Source organism: Alcanivorax sp. IL3 (genome assembly GCF_047495465.1).
GTDB lineage: Bacteria > Pseudomonadota > Gammaproteobacteria > Pseudomonadales > Alcanivoracaceae > Alcanivorax > Alcanivorax jadensis.
Map to the genome: position 1 here is coordinate 1,323,279 of NZ_CP179931.1, position 18,510 is coordinate 1,341,788.

The 18,510-nt window shown below is 58.9% G+C and carries 20 protein-coding genes and 1 tRNA gene; 17 read left to right on the plus strand and 4 right to left on the minus strand.

Features of this window, described 5'->3' with window-relative positions:
* The first annotated feature begins 9 nt into the window (after positions 1 to 9).
* The 6 genes from tolB (at position 10) to ACMG4M_RS06260 (ending at position 4,250) form a co-directional block, all read left to right on the plus strand.
* Positions 10 to 1,287: a Tol-Pal system beta propeller repeat protein TolB gene (gene tolB, locus ACMG4M_RS06235; protein WP_414431120.1), complete on the plus strand. Its 1,278-nt coding sequence runs from the start codon at positions 10 to 12 to the stop codon at positions 1,285 to 1,287.
* A gap of 45 nt (positions 1,288 to 1,332) precedes the next feature.
* Positions 1,333 to 1,905, plus strand: a complete 573-nt coding sequence (gene pal / locus ACMG4M_RS06240) for a peptidoglycan-associated lipoprotein Pal (protein WP_035248831.1) — start codon at positions 1,333 to 1,335, stop codon at positions 1,903 to 1,905.
* 3 nt (positions 1,906 to 1,908) lie between these two features.
* A complete protein-coding gene (gene ybgF, locus ACMG4M_RS06245) occupies positions 1,909 to 2,673 on the plus strand; it encodes a tol-pal system protein YbgF (RefSeq protein ID WP_414430946.1) in 765 nt (254 codons plus the stop codon).
* 93 nt (positions 2,674 to 2,766) lie between these two features.
* The gene (gene queE, locus ACMG4M_RS06250; RefSeq protein WP_414430947.1) at positions 2,767 to 3,408 is read left to right on the plus strand and encodes a 7-carboxy-7-deazaguanine synthase QueE; all 642 of its coding nucleotides are present in this window, start codon (positions 2,767 to 2,769) and stop codon (positions 3,406 to 3,408) included.
* A 25-nt stretch (positions 3,409 to 3,433) separates the two neighbouring features.
* On the plus strand, positions 3,434 to 4,102 hold the full coding sequence (gene queC, locus ACMG4M_RS06255; protein WP_035248824.1) for a 7-cyano-7-deazaguanine synthase QueC: 669 nt from the start codon (positions 3,434 to 3,436) through the stop codon (positions 4,100 to 4,102).
* Positions 4,103 to 4,174: 72 nt separating this feature from the next.
* Positions 4,175 to 4,250, plus strand: a tRNA-Lys gene (locus tag ACMG4M_RS06260).
* A gap of 182 nt (positions 4,251 to 4,432) precedes the next feature.
* On the opposite strand, the gene ACMG4M_RS06265 is transcribed toward ACMG4M_RS06260, so the two are convergent.
* Complete coding sequence (locus ACMG4M_RS06265) at positions 4,433 to 4,825, minus strand: DUF2493 domain-containing protein (protein WP_272962436.1); 393 nt, start codon at positions 4,823 to 4,825, stop codon at positions 4,433 to 4,435.
* A 171-nt stretch (positions 4,826 to 4,996) separates the two neighbouring features.
* On the opposite strand from ACMG4M_RS06265, the gene ACMG4M_RS06270 reads away from it, so the two are divergent.
* From ACMG4M_RS06270 to nadA, 7 genes are all read left to right on the plus strand, one after another.
* Positions 4,997 to 5,950, plus strand: coding sequence for a YbgA family protein (locus ACMG4M_RS06270; RefSeq protein ID WP_414430948.1), 954 nt, complete (start codon positions 4,997 to 4,999; stop codon positions 5,948 to 5,950).
* Entirely contained in the window at positions 5,947 to 6,792 is an 846-nt protein-coding gene (locus tag ACMG4M_RS06275) for a MerR family transcriptional regulator (RefSeq protein WP_272962438.1), read from the plus strand. The genes ACMG4M_RS06270 and ACMG4M_RS06275 overlap by 4 nt, the downstream gene beginning before the upstream one ends.
* Positions 6,789 to 8,249 carry a cryptochrome/photolyase family protein gene (locus ACMG4M_RS06280; protein WP_414430949.1) on the plus strand — a complete coding sequence of 487 codons (1,461 nt, stop codon included), beginning with the start codon at positions 6,789 to 6,791 and terminating at the stop codon, positions 8,247 to 8,249. Before ACMG4M_RS06275 ends, ACMG4M_RS06280 begins: the two co-directional genes overlap by 4 nt.
* On the plus strand, positions 8,246 to 9,499 hold the full coding sequence (locus ACMG4M_RS06285) for an NAD(P)/FAD-dependent oxidoreductase (RefSeq protein WP_414430950.1): 1,254 nt from the start codon (positions 8,246 to 8,248) through the stop codon (positions 9,497 to 9,499). Before ACMG4M_RS06280 ends, ACMG4M_RS06285 begins: the two co-directional genes overlap by 4 nt.
* The gene (locus tag ACMG4M_RS06290; protein WP_414430951.1) at positions 9,496 to 10,263 is read left to right on the plus strand and encodes a DUF1365 domain-containing protein; all 768 of its coding nucleotides are present in this window, start codon (positions 9,496 to 9,498) and stop codon (positions 10,261 to 10,263) included. Before ACMG4M_RS06285 ends, ACMG4M_RS06290 begins: the two co-directional genes overlap by 4 nt.
* A 73-nt stretch (positions 10,264 to 10,336) precedes the next feature.
* Positions 10,337 to 11,527 carry a class I SAM-dependent methyltransferase gene (locus ACMG4M_RS06295; protein ID WP_414430952.1) on the plus strand — a complete coding sequence of 397 codons (1,191 nt, stop codon included), beginning with the start codon at positions 10,337 to 10,339 and terminating at the stop codon, positions 11,525 to 11,527.
* Between the two features lie 147 nt (positions 11,528 to 11,674).
* Complete coding sequence (gene nadA, locus ACMG4M_RS06300; protein WP_414430953.1) at positions 11,675 to 12,724, plus strand: quinolinate synthase NadA; 1,050 nt, start codon at positions 11,675 to 11,677, stop codon at positions 12,722 to 12,724.
* A gap of 121 nt (positions 12,725 to 12,845) precedes the next feature.
* Here nadA and ACMG4M_RS06305 read toward each other — a convergent pair whose 3' ends face one another.
* A complete protein-coding gene (locus ACMG4M_RS06305) occupies positions 12,846 to 14,276 on the minus strand; it encodes a M48 family metalloprotease (RefSeq protein WP_335626536.1) in 1,431 nt (476 codons plus the stop codon).
* Between the two features lie 109 nt (positions 14,277 to 14,385).
* On the opposite strand from ACMG4M_RS06305, the gene ACMG4M_RS06310 reads away from it, so the two are divergent.
* Both ACMG4M_RS06310 and ACMG4M_RS06315 read left to right on the plus strand, forming a co-directional pair.
* On the plus strand, positions 14,386 to 14,634 hold the full coding sequence (locus ACMG4M_RS06310) for a sulfurtransferase TusA family protein (RefSeq protein WP_035248807.1): 249 nt from the start codon (positions 14,386 to 14,388) through the stop codon (positions 14,632 to 14,634).
* The gene (locus ACMG4M_RS06315; RefSeq protein WP_035248804.1) at positions 14,634 to 15,725 is read left to right on the plus strand and encodes an AI-2E family transporter; all 1,092 of its coding nucleotides are present in this window, start codon (positions 14,634 to 14,636) and stop codon (positions 15,723 to 15,725) included. Before ACMG4M_RS06310 ends, ACMG4M_RS06315 begins: the two co-directional genes overlap by 1 nt.
* Before the next feature lie 46 nt (positions 15,726 to 15,771).
* Here the strand turns inward: ACMG4M_RS06315 and bcp are convergent, their stop codons facing one another.
* Entirely contained in the window at positions 15,772 to 16,248 is a 477-nt protein-coding gene (gene bcp / locus ACMG4M_RS06320) for a thioredoxin-dependent thiol peroxidase (RefSeq protein ID WP_035247891.1), read from the minus strand.
* A 52-nt stretch (positions 16,249 to 16,300) separates the two neighbouring features.
* Positions 16,301 to 16,828, minus strand: a complete 528-nt coding sequence (locus tag ACMG4M_RS06325) for a glycine cleavage system protein R (protein WP_035247889.1) — start codon at positions 16,826 to 16,828, stop codon at positions 16,301 to 16,303.
* A gap of 184 nt (positions 16,829 to 17,012) precedes the next feature.
* On the opposite strand from ACMG4M_RS06325, the gene dapA reads away from it, so the two are divergent.
* Both dapA and bamC read left to right on the plus strand, forming a co-directional pair.
* Positions 17,013 to 17,897 (plus strand): 4-hydroxy-tetrahydrodipicolinate synthase, encoded by an 885-nt coding sequence (dapA, locus tag ACMG4M_RS06330; RefSeq protein ID WP_035247887.1) that lies wholly within the window; start codon positions 17,013 to 17,015, stop codon positions 17,895 to 17,897.
* The gene (gene bamC / locus ACMG4M_RS06335; protein ID WP_035247884.1) at positions 17,894 to 18,508 is read left to right on the plus strand and encodes an outer membrane protein assembly factor BamC; all 615 of its coding nucleotides are present in this window, start codon (positions 17,894 to 17,896) and stop codon (positions 18,506 to 18,508) included. The genes dapA and bamC overlap by 4 nt, the downstream gene beginning before the upstream one ends.
* The last annotated feature ends 2 nt before the right edge of the window (positions 18,509 to 18,510 follow it).

Below are 18,510 nucleotides of genomic sequence, written 5' to 3' on the forward strand. Positions count from 1 at the left end.
GCACAGAAAATGTGGCGGATCGGTCTGGCGGCCATCCTGGTGTTTGGCGCTGCGATGGCCCGGGCAGAATTGTTGATACGGGTCACCGAAGGGCGTGTTGATGCGGTCCCCATCGCCGTCGTGCCCTTTGAGGGGGCACAGAATGCGCCCGAGGACGTGTCACAGATTGTGCAGGCAGATCTCCATCGCAGTGGCCAGTTCAAGCCGCTACCGGCGGAAGATATGCTCAGCAGGCCGCGTAATGAAAGCGAAGTCATCTACCGGGATTTCCGGGTGCTGGGGGTGGAGTACATCATCACCGGCAGCATGAAAGCCCAGGAAACCGGTGGTTACGAGGTCAGCTATGCCCTGTTCGACGTAAACCGCCAGGTGAAGCTGATGTCGGAAACCTATCGGCCCCCCGTGTCCCAGCTGCGCGATGTGGCCCATGCCATCAGTGACCGGATCTATGAACAGCTCACCGGTATCCCCGGCGCGTTTTCCACCAAGATTCTCTATGTCACGCATAATCGTAATGACAAAAACCCTTATCAGTTGCAATATGCGGACGCTGACGGGCACCGTGTAACGACTATCCTGCGCAGTAAAGAGCCAATCATGAGCCCGACCTGGGCGCCGGATGGCAGGAAAGTTGCTTATGTCTCTTTCGAGGATGATGGCATGCCGGGGGTCTATACCCATGACCTGGCGACCACCAACCGGGAAAAGGTGTCCAGTTTCAGAGGTATCAATGGTGCCCCGGACTGGTCACCGGACGGCCAAAAGCTGGCCCTGACCTTGTCGCGGGACGGAAACCCGGAAATTTACATGCTGGATATCGCCACTAAAAAGTTAACACGGCTGACCCAGCATTATGGTATCGATACGGAGCCGCGCTGGCTGCCGGATGGGGAGCACCTGGTGTTCACCTCCAGCCGTTCCGGCGGGCCACAGATCTACAAACTGAACATAAATGATAAGTCGGTCCGGCGAGTGTCGTTCCAGGGTGCGTATAATGCGCGCCCGGATGTCACACCCGACGGCCGTTATCTTGTTTATGTACACCGACGAAACGGAAATTTTAACGTCGGGGTGCAGGACCTCCAGCGGGGCACATTCAATATTGTGACCCGTACAGACATGGATGAATCGCCCAGTGTTGCGCCCAATGGAAGTATGGTAATTTACGGGACGCAAGATCGGGGGACGGGGGTTCTGGAAGCCGTATCCATCGATGGCAGAGTCAAAGTGAAGCTGCCGTCGAAGGAAGGGGAAGTCAGAGAACCGGCCTGGTCGCCGTTCCTCTGAGTCATTCTCGGAGTCCAATACTAGGAAATTATAGGAGCTTTACGCATGCGTTCATTTCTTAACCCGCTGTTTGCCCTGATGTTGGCAGCTGCCCTGGCAGCCTGTTCCAGCACCCCGACTGAAGACGACAGCTCTGCCACCGACGATATGTCCCAGCAGACTGATACCTCTCCGGTAACTCCGGTTGAGCCGTCTACTCCGTCCAAGCCGGACACCAGCAGCATCCCGCTGACAGCTGACAACTTCTACAACCATCCGTCCAACTACGATGGCACCACCGACAGCCGGGTGATCTACTTCGCATTCGACAGCAACACCGTTCCGGCGGCGGCTTTCGAAACTCTGCGTGCCCACGCTACCTACCTGAAGAACAACTCCAACGCCAAACTGCGTCTGGAAGGTCACGCTGACGAGCGCGGTACCCGTGAGTACAACGTGGCTCTGTCCGAGCGTCGTTCCAAGGCGGTAGAGAAGTTCCTGCGAGTTCAGGGCGTGTCTTCTTCCCAGCTGGAAATCGTTTCCTACGGTGAAGAGAAGCCTGCAGCCTTTGGTCACAGCGAAATGGACTGGGCCAAGAACCGTCGCGTAGAAATCAACTACACTGCCGGCCGTCCGTAAGGCATGAAAGCAGTGAAGCGAACGCGCCTGCTTGCAGGCGTAGTGCTCGGCTCCCTGGTGTTCTGTGCGCAAGCACAGAACACCGGGCCGCTGGCCGTTGAAGAGAGAAGTCTGGCCCAGGCACGATCCGGTGGTAGCAGCAATGCCGCAGCCCCGATGAGCCAGGATGGTTTGTTGCTACTGATGCAGCAGCAACAACAGTTTGAAGAGCAGATCCAGGATTTACAGGGTCAGCTTGAAGAGTTGCGCCATGAACTACAGGTCATGAAGGACGCCGAGCGTGAGCGTTATCTGGACCTGGATACCCGAATCAATACGCTGGCTGAGCAAGGCAAGACCGAGCAGCCAGATGATAGCGCCGATAGTGCGGCGCCCAATGACCCCGAAGCAGACCGTGACGCCTACAGTGCCGCCAAGGACAAGCTGATAAAGCGAGACTTTGATGCGGCGGCAGAAGCCTTCGAGGGTTACCTGAACGATTTCCCCAACGGGCAGTTTCGTGCCCACGCCCACTTCTGGCTTGGCAAGGTTTACAGCAACCTGAAAACCCCGAAGCCGGACAAGGCCCAGGCCCAGTTCCAGTCGGTAGTGGATGACTATCCGGATCACAGCAAGGCGCCCACCAGCCTCTATACCTTGGCGGTGATGCAGGCCCGTGACGAGCAGGTGTCCCAGGCCAAGGTCAATCTGCACAAGCTGATAAAACAGTATCCGGACAGCTCTGAAGCCAGCCAGGCGAAGACGCTGCTGGAACAGCTGAATAAGTAATCCCCCTCTATCCGTCTTTTGCCGGCGGCACAGACGCCGGCAAAAGTGATAGAATCCGCCGCATTTCCCCCTCCCGGGTACTCAGGAGATGTTGTGGACCTCCGTCTGACCGAAATTTTTTATTCCCTTCAAGGCGAAGCTCGAACTGTGGGTCGTCCCACGGTATTCGTTCGCCTGACCGGCTGCCCGCAGCGTTGCGTGTGGTGCGATACCGAGTACGCTTTTTCCGGTGGGGAAAAATGGTCGCTTGAGGCGGTTCTGGAAAGGGTAGCCAGCCACGGGGCTCACTATGTGACGGTTACCGGTGGCGAACCTCTGGCTCAGCCCAATTGCTTGCCGCTGCTGACTGCCCTGTGTGATCGAGGCCTTGATGTGAGCCTGGAAACCGGTGGCGCCATGGATATAGCGGGTGTCGATCCGAGAGTCTCCGTGGTCATGGACCTGAAAGCCCCGGGCTCCGGGGAACAGCACAACAACCGGCTGGAGAATATTCCTCTGCTTCAGCCTCATCACCAGGTCAAATTTGTGCTGGCGGACCGCAAGGATTACGACTGGGCCCGTTTTATGCTGGATCAGCACCAATTGCACCAGCGGGTCAGCGATGTGTTGTTTTCCCCGGTGCAGGGGGAGCTGCCACCGGGTGAGCTGGCTGACTGGATCGTGGCAGACCGCCTGCCGGTTCGGTTCCAGCTACAGCTGCACAAACTACTCTGGAATGACGCCCGCGGGCGCTAGTTGACCGGTTGAAGGAGAGCCATCAATGAAAAAAGCCGTGGTATTGCTGTCCGGCGGCCTGGACTCGGCCACCTGCCTGGCTATCGCCCGGGATCAGGGCTACGAGTGCCACACCATTGCCTTTGACTACGGTCAGCGGACTCGGTCCGAGCTGGATGCCGCCGAGCGGGTCTCCGCTGCCCTGGGGGCGCTCAGCCATCGGGTGATCGAGCTGGGCATGGGCAATATCGGTGGCTCAGCGCTCACAGACCACTCCATTGACGTGCCGGAAGAGGGTGGTGACGGGATTCCGGTGACTTACGTGCCGGCCCGTAACACCGTCTTTCTTTCCCTGGCTCTGGGGCTGGCGGAAGTAGTGGAAGCCGAAGCGATCTACATCGGCGTTAATGCGGTGGACTATTCCGGGTATCCGGACTGCCGCCCAGCCTTCATTGAAGCCTTCCAGGCCATGGCCAGCCTGGCCACCAAGGCTGGCGTGGAAGGGTCTCCGATCAGCGTGGAGACCCCGCTGATGCATTTGAGCAAGGCACAGATAATCCAGCAGGGCACGGCCCTGGGGCTGGATTATGGGCTCACGGTGTCCTGCTACCAGGCTGACGAGAATGGCAATGCCTGTGGCAAATGCGACAGTTGCCGCCTTCGCAAGCAAGGCTTTGATGAGGCATTGGTCAAAGATCCAACAAACTATCAGTAAAGGGGAAAAAAAATCGGTTTTCCCCTTGTCTCCCGGAAATAAATCCGTATTATTTGCGCCTCCTTCGGGAGCGGGTCGTTAGCTCAGTTGGTAGAGCAGTTGGCTTTTAACCAATTGGTCGCTGGTTCGAATCCAGCACGACCCACCAAATTTAAAAGGGCTCGCCTACGGCGGGCCCTTTTTCGTTTCAGCCCTGTCCCGATTCCCTTCTTTTGTTCTCCCGTCGACACATCTTGGTCTCGGCAAAACCCGATTTTCACCACAGAGGCCACAGAGGTCATGCACTTTCCTCAGTGAGCTCCGTGCCCTCTGTGGTGAAACCGGCTTTCTTCAGCGTGCGACCAGCCCTTGGGGCGTGGGCAGGCCATCCTCGCCGTCCAGGGCCGGCTGCCAGACCGGCAGGCCGGCGTCTTCGGCCAGTTGAATCATATTGGCGGTGCCACGGCCGCCGGGAAAAGCCACTATCGCCTGGGGGCGGCCATGGTGGAGCATGCGCCGGTTACGCATGGGGCCGGCGGCGCGACCATGGGCTACCCAGTTGGCCGGGTAGCTGACCTGGTCTACACCGCTGTCATGGGCCCACTGGCTGGCTAGTCGATCCGCGCCAGAGGCGTTGCCGTGGATCAGCAGACTGAAGGTGTTGTCACGTAGCAGCCGGGCCAGGCTGCGGGCCAGTAATGCCTGATCGGAAAAATCCCGCCCGCCGCACACAAGAATACGCATTGCACTGTCCATATGGTCAGTTTTTTGAGAAGTATAAGGATAGCTGCCCGAGATTGCACCTTCAGGATCCGATGCAGGAAAATGGCGACAATGGGAGTTTCACGGGTTGTTGACTGTACATCGGCCTAAACTTGTACAAACATCATTTCTTGTACAGGTATGGGGTGACACATGAACAGCTCCGCAACAATCCCGGTCGGTATCAGCGCCTGTTTGCTGGGCTTGGAAGTGCGTCACGACAAGGGGCACAAGCATTCCCGCTATTGCACTGGCGTTTTGTCCCGCTATTTCCAGTTTCGTTCCCTGTGCCCGGAAATGGGGGCGGGCCTCAGTGCGCCGCGCAAGGCCATGCATCTTGCCGAGCAAGGCGGAGAGCTGCGGATGATCACCACCGATGGGCGTCGCGACTATACCGACCTGATGCAGGATTTCATCACCCGCACCATGCCCTCTCTGGCGCCGTTGCGGGGCTATATCCTGATGGCCAAATCCCCCAGTTGCGGCATGGAGCGCATTCGCGTCTATAACGACGATGGCAATGTGCAGCACCGTGATGCCAGTGGCCTGTTTGCCGCAGCCCTGCAGACCCACTATCCGCTCATGCCCCTGGAAGAAGAGGGCAGGCTCAACGACGACACCCTGCGGGAAAACTTTATCGAGCGGGTGTTCCTCTACGACGACTGGTGCCAGCTCCGCGAGCAGGGGCTCACCGCCCGGCGTTTGATCGACTTCCACAGTCGGCACAAATTCCAGCTGTTAGCCCACTGCCAGAAAACGTACCGCCAGCTTGGGCCTCTGCTCAGCGACCTGAAAAGTCGTCCGCTGGAGGATATCGCCGAGGAATACATCCACGCCCTGATGGTCGCCATGAAGAAGCGGGTATCGCGAGGTGCACATGTGAATACCTTGCAACACCTGGCGGGTTTTTTGCGTGAGGGTCTCAGCGATACTGACAGGGCGTTGATCAACGAACAGATTGAGGCCTACCTGCGCGAGGAAGTGCCGCTGATTGTGCCCATGACCTTGCTGCGTGGCGGCATGCGCAAGGTGCCGCAGCCGTATCTGGAAAAGCAGGGTTATCTGTCGCCTTATCCGGATGACCTGGGGCTGAGAAACCGGGTATGAGCGACGTGCTGACCATCCAGCAGGCCAGTGAGCAGTGTGGCGTCAACCCGGTCACCCTGCGTGCCTGGGAACGTCGCTATGGCCTGCTGAAGCCGGAGCGGACCGCCAAGGGTCATCGCCGTTACCGATCCGCCGAAGTGGACCAGATCCGGCGCATTGTTCATTGGGTGGAAAAGGGCGTGCCCATCAGCCAGGTGGCGTCCTTGCTGTCAGGGGAGCAGGAGCCGCTGCTGTCAGCGGATAACGGTGTGCCCTGGGCCCAGGCACGCCAGGATGCGTTACTGGCGCTGGAGACCATGAATGGGCGGCGTCTGGAGCAACTGCTCAACAGCCTCCTGGCCGATTACAGCCATGCTCAGGTCATTCGCGAACTCAGCGACCCCCTGCGCGAGCAGCTCGCCGGCAGTCCCTCCCTGTCTGCTCATCTGGCTTTGCTGGAAGCGGTTCTGACCCAGAAGTGGGCCGCCCGTTCCCTGTCTCTGTCACCCAAGCGCCGGGAATTTGGCTGGCTACTGGTGCCAGTGGGGGATGTATTGCCGGCTCTGGAGCTGGCCATGGTGCTGCAGCGACCGTTGTGGTGCTTGCAGCGGGATGTGGACGTGGATGCCTTGAGTGCGCTTCTGGCCGACCGTCAGCCCTGCGGAGTGCTCTGGGTGATTGATCGCTGGCCTACTGCCGGCCAGCGCCAGCGGCTCTGGCCGCAACAGAACCAGCCCTGGCCCGTGGCCTGCTGGGGCAGATTGCTGGAAGCGCCGCCGGCCTCTGTGACCCGGCTCACCGGGGATCGTCAGGCGGTGGCGGAACAATTGTTGGCCCTGGAAGGGGATAGAGACGTTTTATGAATCTGCTCTGGTATCGCAACGATCTACGTATCCACTCACACCGTGCCTTGCAGCAGGCGCTGGAACGGGATGAACCGGTTATTGCCGTCTATTTTCTCTGTGAGCAGCAATGGGACAGCCACGATGTGGCGCCGCTACGCCGCTGGTATGTGCTGCAAAGCCTGCTTGAATTGGGCGAGGCCCTGGCAGAGCGGGGTGTGGATCTGCATGTGCTGGACGCCGGCGACTTTGCCGCCGTGCCCGGGCTCCTGGCGGACTTTGTGCGGGAGCACGGCATTGAACGTCTGTTATGTAGCCGCGAGTACCCACTTAACGAACTGAACCGTGACCGGGCGGTGGCCCAGGCCATGGAGCCGCTGGGGGTGCAGATAACCGGCTTTGATGACAGCGTGCTGGTGCCTCCGCGCACCCTGAACACCGGCAAGGGAACGCCTTACACGGTTTTCAGCGCCTTCAAAAAACGCTGGGATGTATGGCTCGAGAGCCACTTCGAACCGGTGGCCACATTGTCTGCAGCTCGCGCCGGTAACGGCTGCTTTGTCGGCAAGGGCGTGGTGGAACGTGCCCTCAAAAAGCTGACAGTGCCTGATTCTCTGACCCGTCACTGGCAACCGGGCGAGGCGGCGGCACTGAAACAACTGGATGATTTTACCGAGCATCATCTGGCCGGTTATCGCAAGCATCGGGATTTTCCGTCGCAACCGGCCACCAGTGCCCTGTCCGCCGCTCTTTCTGCGGGCACGCTGTCGCCGGCCAGTTGCTACCGGGCGGCGACTCTGGCCATGGCCGATGCGGGCGCCCGGGACGGGGCTGCCTGCTGGATTGGTGAGCTGGCCTGGCGAGACTTCTATCGCCAGATCATGGCCCGTTTCCCCCGGGTCAGTCGCGGTGGCGCGTTTCGGCCGGAAACCGAGTTGCTGCAGTGGTCCCGAGACCCTGACCTGTTCCAGGCCTGGTGCGAGGGTCGCACCGGCTACCCGCTGGTGGACGCGGCCATGCGGCAATTGGTGGCCACTGGCTGGATGCATAATCGCCTGCGCATGGTCACGGCCATGTTCCTCAGCAAGCATCTGTGGCTGGACTGGCGGATGGGCGAGCGTTTTTTCATGCAACACCTGATCGACGGAGATTTTGCCGCCAACAATGGCGGCTGGCAGTGGAGTGCGTCCTCCGGTACCGACGCGGTGCCGTATTTCCGCGTCTTCAACCCTGTCCGCCAGAGCCAGCGTTTCGATGCGCAGGGCGAGTTTGTCGCCCGCTGGGTGCCGGAATTACGCGAGCTGGATAACAAGACCGTCCACGAGCCCTGGAAACAGCCTTTACTGGCGCCCGACTATCCGCCGCCGGTGGTGCCCCATGCCGGTGTGCGCGAGCGGGTCACCGAGGCTTTCAAGGCCGCCAAGGCCCAGTACGACGACAGTAATCACAGTCCCACTAGCAGAAAGGAACAGGCATGAGTCAGCGTATTGCCATCGTCGGTGCCGGTATCAGCGGCCTCACCGCCGCCTGGTATCTGTCCAGAGATCATCAGGTGGACGTCTTCGAGGCCAACGACTACCTCGGTGGCCACACCTGTACCGTGCCGGTGAGCCGGGAGCACGGTGACTACGCCATTGATGTGGGCTTCATTGTGTTCAATGACCGCACCTACCCCAACTATCTGCGCCTGCTGGATGAGCTGGGTTTGCAGGGCCAGCCCACGGCGATGGGGTTTGCCGTCAGTGATAAGCGCAACGGACTGGAATATTCCGGCGATGGCCTCGGCGGGATTTTTGCCCAGAAGCGCAATCTGCTGAGCCCATCCCACTGGCGCTTTATCGGCGACATCCTGCGTTTTAATCGCAATGCGCCCGGGTTGCTGGACACTGAGGCGGGGGAAATGCCGCTGGGTGAATACCTGCGCCGGCATGGTTACGGGGAGCGTTTCTGTCGGGATTATATTCTCGCCATGGGGGGTGCCATCTGGTCCTGCTCCCTGGAACAGATGGAAGTGTTCCCGGCAAAGTTCTTTATCCGCTTTTTCCAGAATCACGGCCTGCTTTCGCTCACCAACCGGCCCCAGTGGTATGTGGTGCCGGGGGGCTCCAATCAGTATGTGAAACCCTTGGTGGAGCAATGTTCAGCCCGTTTTCACACCCGTTCAGCGGTGAGTGCGGTACGCCGCCATGAGCAGGGTGTCACTCTCACGGTGAATGGTGAACAGCGAGAGTTTGATCAGCTGATTCTTGCCTGCCACAGCGATCAGGCCATGGCGCTGCTCGACGACCCGGATAGTCGCGAGACAGAGTGCTTGTCACGGCTCGGTTATCAGGATAATGAGGTGGTGTTGCACACGGATATTCGCTTGCTGCCACGGCGTCAGCGGGTCTGGTCAAGCTGGAATGCCCTGCTTTTCGATGACGATCAAGAGCGTGTACAGGTCACCTATGACATGAATATTCTGCAGGGCATCCAGGCACCGGAAACTTTCTGCGTGACGCTGAATGCGACGGACAAAATTGATCCGGAAAAAATCATTGCCCGCTATCATTTTGCCCATCCCCTGTTTACACCGGATACAGTGGCAGCCTGTGAAACGCTACTGGCGGACAATGGCGAAAGGCGCACCTGGTATGCCGGCGCCTGGTGCCGTAATGGTTTCCATGAAGACGGCGTGGTGTCGGCCTTGAACGTGGTGCGGGCATTGTCCCCGGAGTCTGCCCCGTGATTACCCAGGCGATAGCAAGGGGCAAGGTATGGCACCAGCGCCTGGTGCCGTTCCGTCATGGGTTTCGTTACCCATTGTGGATGGTCTGGTGTGATCTGGCGGAAGTAGACGCCATGCTGGCCCGGCATCCGGCCTGGGGCCGGCGCTGGCGGCCGGTGGTGTTTCGCGATAGCGACTTTGTGGATGCGCGCCCGGATAGCCTGAATGACAAGGTGCGTGAAAAAGCCGTCGAGCTGGGCCTGGATTGGCAGGCGGGCAGGGTAGTGATGCTGGGCCAGTGGCGCACCCTGGGCACGCTGTTCAATCCTCTGGTGCTTTACCTGCATTTCTCCGGGGACAGCGAACAGCCGGACAGTATGCTGGCGGAAGTGCAGAACACCCCTTGGCGGGAGCGGCATTTCTATCCGCTGAACCTGCAAAAAAACGAACAGGGTGGCTGGGTGGTGAGCCACCCCAAGGCCTTCCATGTGTCGCCCTTTCTGCCTATGGCGCTGGATTACCACTGGGATCTTCACGTGGCCTTACCCGGTTTGCGCCTAATGTTGGAAGACAGAAAGGAAGATCAGGTCGTGTTTGTGGCTGGGCTGCAGCTGGACCTGAAAGACGCCGGCAAAGGTAACATGGGGTCGGTGATCTTCCGCTTCGGTGCCCAAGGCGTGGCGACAATGCGTGCCATTTACTGGCAGGCATTCCGGCTCTGGCGCAAGGGGGCGAGATTTCATTCTCACCCCGGCAAAAACAGTAACAATCGGTACGGAGATTGACCGCATGCTGTCTGGCGAAAAAGCCACAACAAACCAACTACAACACAGTGTGACAATCAGCTGGCCACAGTCCGTGGCTCGCAAGTTGGTGCTGGCTCGGCTCAATGCCCTGCCCAACGGCGCTCTCCGTATTCAAGAACCCGATGGCAATCAGGTCATTCTCGGCAGCAATTCTCACAGCGAAGCGGCCACTATTCGTCTGCGTGACTGGCGCACCTATACCATGATGATGAGTGGCGGTGCCCTGGGCGCGGCAGAAGCTTACATGGAAAAAGGCTGGGATAGCCCGGACCTGGTGGCAGTCATTCGTTACTTTGCTGCCAACGTAGATGCCATGAAAGCCCTGGAAGGTGGCATGGCATTGTTGTCCAGGCCGGCCCTGAAAATGCTGCACCGCTATAACCGTAATTCCTTGCAGGGCTCACGCCGCAATATCTCTGCGCACTATGACTTGGGCAACGATTTCTTCAGCCTGTTTCTCGATCGCAGCATGATGTACTCCAGCGCGGTGTTTCCCCGTCCGGATGCCCCGCTGGAAGAAGCTTCCGACTACAAGCTGGAAAAAATCTGCCAGTACCTGTCACTGGCACCAGGTATGACCTTGCTGGAAATCGGCACTGGCTGGGGCGGTCTCGCCATTCATGCGGCCAAGCATCATGGTGTTCAGGTCACCACCACCACCATCTCCCGGGAGCAGGCTCGCCATGCCCGTGAAAGGGTTCAGGCTGAGGGGCTTGAGGGCAGAGTGACGGTGCTGGAAGAGGATTATCGGGAGCTCACCGGTCAGTATGATCGGGTGGTCTCCGTGGAAATGATCGAAGCGGTGGGGGCGGAGTTTCTGCCGAGCTATTTTCAGGTGCTCGGAGAAAGGCTAAAACCGGATGGCAAACTGGTATTGCAGGCCATCACGGTGCCGGATCAGCGCTACGAGCATGCCCGCAATCAGGTCGATTTCATCAAACGCTATATCTTCCCTGGCGGTTTCCTGCCCAGCGTGTCGGTGATGTGCCAGCATCTGACTGAGCATACCAGCATGGTCGCCACGGAGCTTCATGATATCGGCCATGACTACGCCCTGACCCTGAATCACTGGCGTCAGCGTTTTCTGGCGAACTTGCCGAAAGTCCGTGAGTTGGGTTTTGACGAGCGCTTTATCCGTATGTGGGATTACTACCTGTGTTACTGCGAGGGCGCGTTCCTGGAGCGAGCCATCAGTACTGTGCATCTGGTGGCTGCCGGCCCGGACTATCGTCCGGCATCTTGAAAAGCCGCCCGTCCGGGCGCATTTTAACGCTTAAGGGTATCTACGCGGCGCCGCCCCGGCGCCACGTTGTGGTATTATGCCCGCCCTGATTTTCTGGTTATTACCTAAGTTATTGATATCAGGGGGAAACCCCAGGCGGTGAAGCCAATGACTGCAGAGGCACAAGCACTGGTACAGGCCCATCTGGCCAAGGTGGTACACGAAGACTCGCTCAGCGAGGAACAGCGTGCATCCTACCGTCAGCGCATTAAGGAATTGTTACGCCAGCGCGACGCGGTTCTGGTGGCCCACTACTATACCGATCCCGAAATTCAGTCCCTGGCGGAAGAAACCGGTGGCTGCGTGTCCGATTCCCTGGAAATGGCCCGCTTCGGCAAGGAGCACCCGGGGTCCACTCTGATCGTGGCCGGGGTCAAGTTCATGGGCGAGACCGCCAAGATTCTCAGCCCGGAAAAACGCGTTTTCATGCCAACCCTGGAAGCGACCTGTTCACTGGATATCGGCTGTCCTGAGGACGAATTTGCCGATTTCTGTGATCAGCATCCGGATCGCACCGTGGTGGTGTACGCCAATACCTCGGCGGCGGTGAAAGCCCGCGCCGATTGGGTGGTCACCTCCTCTATTGCGGTGGAGCTGATTGAGCATCTGGACCGCAACGGTGAAAAAATCCTCTGGGCCCCGGACAAGCACCTGGGCAGCTATGTGCGCGACAAGTCCGGTGCCGATGTACTGTGCTGGGACGGCGCCTGTATCGTGCACGAGGAATTCAAGGCCAAAGGCCTGCAGGATCTGAAAGCGGCCTACCCGGACGCTGCCATTCTGGTACACCCGGAGTCACCGGCGCCGGTGGTGGCAATGGCGGATGTGGTGGGCTCCACCTCGCAGCTGATCAAGGCTGCCTGCGAGATGGATAACGACACCTTCATTGTCGCCACGGATAAAGGCATCTTCTACAAGATGCAGCAGCTTGCTCCTGGCAAAACCTTCCTGGAAGCGCCCACTGCCGGCTCTGGTGCCACTTGCCGCAGCTGTGCCCATTGCCCGTGGATGGCCATGAACGGCCTGCAGAACATGTTGGCGGTGCTGGAAGACGACAATGGCATGGGCCAGGAAATTTTCGTGGATCCGGACCTGGCAGATAAAGCCATGGTGCCGCTCAATCGCATGCTGGATTTCGGCAAGTCGCTGAAGTCGTAAGGAGACGACAATTGAAAAAGGCGGCACACGGTGCCGCCTTTTTCATAGGACCTGCCCTGTGTTTGTCTCGTTGGAACTTTGCAAGCAAGGCTCCAACGGGTCGGCCTAATGCCCCGAAGTCTCAGAACCTCTCTTCCGATAATCTCTTCATGGTTTGCAGCCGGCCATTGAGTTTGCTGTACAGCGCAAAGTCATTTTCCGCATCCCGCAAGGCGTATTCCATCTGTTGCATCGCCTGTTGGTCCCTGCCACGCAGGAACTGGCTTTCAGCCCGTGCGTGAAGGGCACGAATCTTGTCACCGCTGTTGCCATAGGCATCGGCGGCCAGATCCCAGATATACGGGTTGTTGGGGCGGTCTCCCAATAGCGGCTTGAGTAGCGGCAATGCCCTGGCCGGTTGCTCACTGCGCAGTAGTGCCTTGCTCAGCAAAATGGATGCCGGGTAATTGTTCGGTGACAGATCCAGTACCCGCTCCGCCTGGCTGATGGCCACGTCGTAGTTGCCTTCGTCCATTGCCACTTCCACCAGACCCAGCCGGAACCACAGCTGGTCCGGGTGTTCTTCGGCGAGTGCCTTCATGATTTCCCTGGCCTGGTCATAGTGGTCAGCACGCAGATAACTCAGCGCCAGTCCATAGCGGGCGGCCTGCAGGCCCAGAGCATTGCGTTCGTTGCTGTATTGGCGGAAATGGTCGATGGCATGGTCTTCGCCTTGAATGAAGGCCGCCTGTAGTCGTGCCTGTACCAGCAGGAAATGGACGGATGGAGCGAGCCTTGGGGTAGGTAGGGAGCGCGCCCTGGATCGGCTGTCGGCAATACGGCTTTCGGTGACCGGGTGGGTGAGCAGAAACTCGGGCGGATCCCCGGAAAAACGCTGGCTGTTGTGCATGCGTTCGAAGAAGCGGGGCATGGCATCCGGGTCCATGCCGGCGGCGACCAGAGTCTGCATGCCCACCCGGTCCGCTTCCCGTTCGTTCTGGCGGGAGTAGGCCAACTGCGCCTGGATAGCGCCGGCTTGGGTGGCAGCGATACCTGCCATGCCGGCTTCACCATCACCGGCAATGGCGACTGCCAGACTGGCCAGCATGGCGGCCAGCACGGCGGTGTTCATCTTTTTCGAGTCCAGATAGCGGCGGGCAAAATGCCGCTGGCTGACGTGGGCAATTTCGTGGGCCACCACGCCGCCAACTTCTCCTTCGTCGCGGGCATTGAGGAATAGTCCGGCGTTGAGCCCGATGACCCCGCCGGGTACCGCAAAGGCGTTGATCTGGCGGCTGTTGATGACCACGATGTCGAGATTGGGTTCTTTCAGGTCGCTGTAGGACGCGAGCCGGTAGACAAGGCTTTCCACATACTCCTGCACCAGGGGGTCGGACATGATCGAGGTCTGCCCGCGCAGGCCGCGCAGCCAGCCGCGACCCAGCCGGTACTCTTGGTCGGCGGACATCAGTGCGGCGGTGGGATCACCCAGAACCGGAAGATCGTCATTGGCGCTGGTCGCTGCCAGCGTGCAGCAAGTCAACAACAAGACGGTGCGTAACAAAAACTTCAAGTAAGATGCTCCCGTAAGTATTCGTGCAAGTCGGCACAACCCCACCCTTATTCCGTTGCCGGGTTGTGACTATAATGCAGCTAGAGCCGCAACGAATGAAGCCGCCTGTATGAGCGACCAGCCTATCGACCTGCAGATTGATGCCTCCAGCCTGCAATGTCCCATGCCGCTGTTGAAGACCCGGCAGGCGCTGAGACATCTCAAACCGGGGCAGCTGCTGGAGGTGATCGCCACCGATGCGGCTTCCGCCGATGACATTCCTGCCTATTTGAGACAATCCTGCCACGAGCTGGTTCGCATGGGCGAAAATAAGGGCCACTATGCCTTTGTGATTCGCCGTGGCGAACAGGAGAGCTGATGTTACGTATTCTCAAAAACTGGTCCGAACGGTACTTCTCCGACGAGGAGGCAGTATATCTTCTTGTGGTATTGCTGACCGCCGGGCTGGTGATTCTGTTTTTCGGTGGCATGTTGGCGCCGGTGCTAGCCTCGATCGTGATCGCCTACCTGATGCAGGGGCTGGTTTCCGGGCTGGAGCGTCACGGCATGCGTCGCTTGCTGGCGGTGAATCTGGTTTTTACCCTGTTCCTGGGCCTGCTGATCGCTACCCTGGTGGTGCTGTTGCCCATGGTCTGGCGACAGACCTTGCTGTTGGTGCAGGACCAGTTGCCGCATCTGCTCAAGAATGGGGAAACCTGGCTCAGGCAGTTGCCGGAACATTATCCGGAAGTGATCTCCATGGAGCAGGTCAATTCCATTGTGGCGGTAATTCAGCGCCAGGTGGCGGAAGCAGGGCAGGGGGTATTGACCCTGTCGCTGGCGTCCATTCCCAACCTGGTGGAGGTGATGGTCTTCCTGGTGTTGCTGCCCTTGCTGGTGTTCTTTTTCCTCAAGGATCGGCAAACCATCATCAACTGGCTGATGCGTTTCCTACCCCGCCGGCGCCGGATTCTGGACCATGTCTGGCATGAGATGGATGATCAGATTGCCAACTATGTGCGCGGCAAGGCCATCGAGATCCTGCTGGTAGGCAGTGCCACCTTTATCGCTTTCCTGCTACTGGGCATGCATTACACCGTGTTGCTGGCGGTGCTGGTAGGGTTGTCTGTGGTAGTGCCCTATATTGGCGCCACTGTGGTAACACTGCCGGTGGCAGCAGCAGCCTATGTGCAGTTTGGCTGGAGCGGGGATTTTGCCTTGGTGATGGTGATTTACGGCGTCATCCAGTTTATCGATGGCAATATTCTGGTGCCGTTGCTGTTCTCGGAAGCGGTAAATCTTCACCCCGTGGCGATCATTACCGCTATCCTGCTTTTCGGCGGGATGTGGGGACTATGGGGTGTGTTCTTTGCCATCCCCCTGGCCACGTTGATCAAGGCGGTGATCAATGCCTGGCCCAGTCAGGCTGACTATCCGGACACCGCAGAGCAGAAGGGGCAGGCGGACTGATAGCGGTCAAGGGGCGCGGTTGCGCCCCTTGTTATGCAGAGGCTCCCTAGATTCCCAGTTCGTCCAGCTCTGCCAGCAGATCCTGGTGATGGCTCTTGGTTTTGAACTTGTCCATTACCTTCAGCAGCTTGCCGTCCTTGCCGACGATAAAGGTAGTACGGATGAGCCCCATGAATTCCTTGCCCATGAACTTCTTCATTCCCCAGCAACCATATTTCTCCGCGGTGGCGTGGTCCTCATCGGACAATAGGGTGAAGTTCAGATCATGCTTGTCGATAAACTTGGGCAAACGGGCAACCGGGTCCGGGCTGATGCCAAACACGACCACGCCACGTTTTTCCAGCTCAGCCCTGGTATCGCGAATGCCGCAGGCCTGGGTGGTACAACCCGGGGTGAGCGCTCTGGGGTAGAAGAAAATCACCACCGGGTTCTTGCCCTTGAAGGATTTCAGTTCAACCGGATTGCCGTCCTGATCGGGCAGTTTGAAGTTGGGTGCCAGATTACCAATCTTGGGATGTGCCATATCGAGTCCGTTTCTCTTTCATGCTGTTGATGGTTTTACCGTGCGGCGGTGCTTAGCGTTTCGGTGTCATGGTGGCGTCCAGATTGCGCGCCTCGCAGAAGTCCAGGAAGGCCTCGCGTAATTCGGCCACTGATTGTTCCGCGTTCATGCTCAGCACCAGGTGAAGGCTGAACATGCGGGTGCCGGTGTGGGGAGCGGCATAGGTGCCGGTATGCAGATCATCGATGTTGATGCTGCGCCGGGAAAAGAAATTGGCAATTTCATGGACGATGCCCGGATTGTCCATGGCGACCACTTCCACCTCGTAGGGCAGGGCTCGGGCCTGCAGATCACGTGGGCGGGTACGTTTCAGGGTGATCAGCAGGTCCAGTTCGCTGGCCAGGTTGTCCCGCTCCGCTTCCAGTCGGTCCAGGGTGGCGTCACTGCCGGACACCAGCATCAGTACGGCAAACTCGCCGCCCAGCACGGTCATGCGAGAGTCGAGGATGTTGCCGTTGTGTTCCAGTACTGCCCGGGAAAGGGACTCCACGATGCCCGGGCGGTCTGAACCCAGGGCCGAGATAACGATGAGTTGTTCCATGATGCGCTCCGCAGGCATTGTCGTCTTGTTTGGTGAGAGTTTAGAGGTTGCAGGTTTTTTCTGCACGGGTGCAGGAGTCAGGCATCTGGCGTCCAGCGTTTTCGAGGTTTACCATAGCGCCCTTCGGTCCGGTGCACCGGAATAATCGCGATTGCGCCCCATTGGCGTAAAACAGGAGACAGGCATGATCCGTGGCAGCATTGTAGCGCTGGTAACCCCCATGCGCGCAGACGGAGCAGTGGACTGGGAGCGTTTGCGCGCCCTGGTGGACTGGCATGTGGAGCAGGGCACCCACGCTATTGTGGCGGTGGGCACCACGGGCGAATCCGCCACCCTGGGTTTTGAAGAGCACGACAGTGTAATTCGTGAGGTGGTGGCCGCGGCCAAGGGCCGCATCCCGGTGATCGCCGGTACCGGGGCCAACAACACCGAAGAAGCCATTCGTCTGACCCGTGACGCCAAGCGTGACGGCGCCGATGCCTGCCTGTTGGTAACTCCTTACTACAACAAGCCGCCCCAGGAAGGCCTCTACCAGCATTATCTGGCGGTGGCCCGGGCAGTGGATATTCCGCAGATTCTCTACAATGTGCCGGGCCGTACGGCCTGTGATCTGTTGCCGGAAACCGTGGAGCGGCTGAGCAAGGTGCCCAATATCATTGGCATCAAGGAAGCCACCGGTAACCTGGAGCGGGCCCGTGAAATTCGCGAGCGTTGCGGTGACGATTTTATGCTCTATTCCGGCGATGACGCGACCGCCATGGATTTCATCCTGGCGGGCGGTCATGGCGATATCTCGGTGACCGCCAATGTGGCCCCGGCCAAGATGGCGGCTATGTGTGAAGCGGCCCTGGCAGGCGACGCGGATAAGGCCCGTACATTAAATGCGGAACTTGAGCCCCTGCACCGTGATCTGTTTATTGAAGCCAGTCCGATCCCGGTGAAATGGGCACTGTATGAAATGGGCCTGATTGACCTTGGTATCCGCCTGCCGTTGGTGTCGCTGTCAGAAGCGGCCCAGCCGCGATTGCGTGAGACCATGCGTCAATGCGGCCTGCTGGAGGTTAAATGAAGAAAGCGGCGTTAACGCTCGCCCTGGTGGTATCCGCAGCATCCGGCTGTAGCTGGTTGCCGGACAGCAGCCTGAATTATCGCAATGCGCAAATGCTGGAGCCTATCCAGGTTCCTGAAGACGGCGTATTCATCGGCGAGCAGCCGCTTTATGCGGTCCCGCGTCAGGAAGAGCGTCTGGTGGGCCGTGGTGAAGATGAGAAGCGCTTTGAGGTGCCCAAACCGCCACAGCTGGTGGTTCTGGGTGGCGCTGATGAGGACGAGTCACAGCAACCCGCCCCCAAGGATGCGTCCTCGAAGGCGATTCTGGCCCGTGATGGTAACGGCTACCCGATTATCATGATGTCCACCCGCTTTGCCTGGGCCTGGGAGTATGTGGGTGACGCCCTGGGTAACACCGACCTGAAGATCAGCGACCGGGACCGTGAAGTGGGTATTTATTACCTGAAGGTGCCTGAGCGCTATACCCTGGGTGCCAAGACCGCGCAATTGAAGCTGAGTCATACCACTAATGGTATTCAGGTGGCGGTATTGAATGAAGAAGGCACCGCGCTGGTGGAAAAGACCCCGGGCCAGGCCATTCTTGAACGCATTTTTGAAGAACTGAATTAAGT

Coding starts and splice junctions, on each gene's coding strand:
- ACMG4M_RS06315 (WP_035248804.1), top strand. CDS start 14,634: ATGTTACGTATTCTCAAAAACTGGTCCGAACGGTACTTCTCCGACGAG.
- bcp (WP_035247891.1), bottom strand. CDS start 16,248: ATGGCACATCCCAAGATTGGTAATCTGGCACCCAACTTCAAACTGCCC.
- queC (WP_035248824.1), top strand. CDS start 3,434: ATGAAAAAAGCCGTGGTATTGCTGTCCGGCGGCCTGGACTCGGCCACC.
- ACMG4M_RS06275 (WP_272962438.1), top strand. CDS start 5,947: ATGAGCGACGTGCTGACCATCCAGCAGGCCAGTGAGCAGTGTGGCGTC.
- ACMG4M_RS06285 (WP_414430950.1), top strand. CDS start 8,246: ATGAGTCAGCGTATTGCCATCGTCGGTGCCGGTATCAGCGGCCTCACC.
- ACMG4M_RS06325 (WP_035247889.1), bottom strand. CDS start 16,828: ATGGAACAACTCATCGTTATCTCGGCCCTGGGTTCAGACCGCCCGGGC.
- bamC (WP_035247884.1), top strand. CDS start 17,894: ATGAAGAAAGCGGCGTTAACGCTCGCCCTGGTGGTATCCGCAGCATCC.
- dapA (WP_035247887.1), top strand. CDS start 17,013: ATGATCCGTGGCAGCATTGTAGCGCTGGTAACCCCCATGCGCGCAGAC.
- ACMG4M_RS06310 (WP_035248807.1), top strand. CDS start 14,386: ATGAGCGACCAGCCTATCGACCTGCAGATTGATGCCTCCAGCCTGCAA.
- ACMG4M_RS06270 (WP_414430948.1), top strand. CDS start 4,997: ATGAACAGCTCCGCAACAATCCCGGTCGGTATCAGCGCCTGTTTGCTG.
- pal (WP_035248831.1), top strand. CDS start 1,333: ATGCGTTCATTTCTTAACCCGCTGTTTGCCCTGATGTTGGCAGCTGCC.
- ACMG4M_RS06265 (WP_272962436.1), bottom strand. CDS start 4,825: ATGCGTATTCTTGTGTGCGGCGGGCGGGATTTTTCCGATCAGGCATTA.
- tolB (WP_414431120.1), top strand. CDS start 10: ATGTGGCGGATCGGTCTGGCGGCCATCCTGGTGTTTGGCGCTGCGATG.
- ACMG4M_RS06280 (WP_414430949.1), top strand. CDS start 6,789: ATGAATCTGCTCTGGTATCGCAACGATCTACGTATCCACTCACACCGT.
- nadA (WP_414430953.1), top strand. CDS start 11,675: ATGACTGCAGAGGCACAAGCACTGGTACAGGCCCATCTGGCCAAGGTG.
- ybgF (WP_414430946.1), top strand. CDS start 1,909: ATGAAAGCAGTGAAGCGAACGCGCCTGCTTGCAGGCGTAGTGCTCGGC.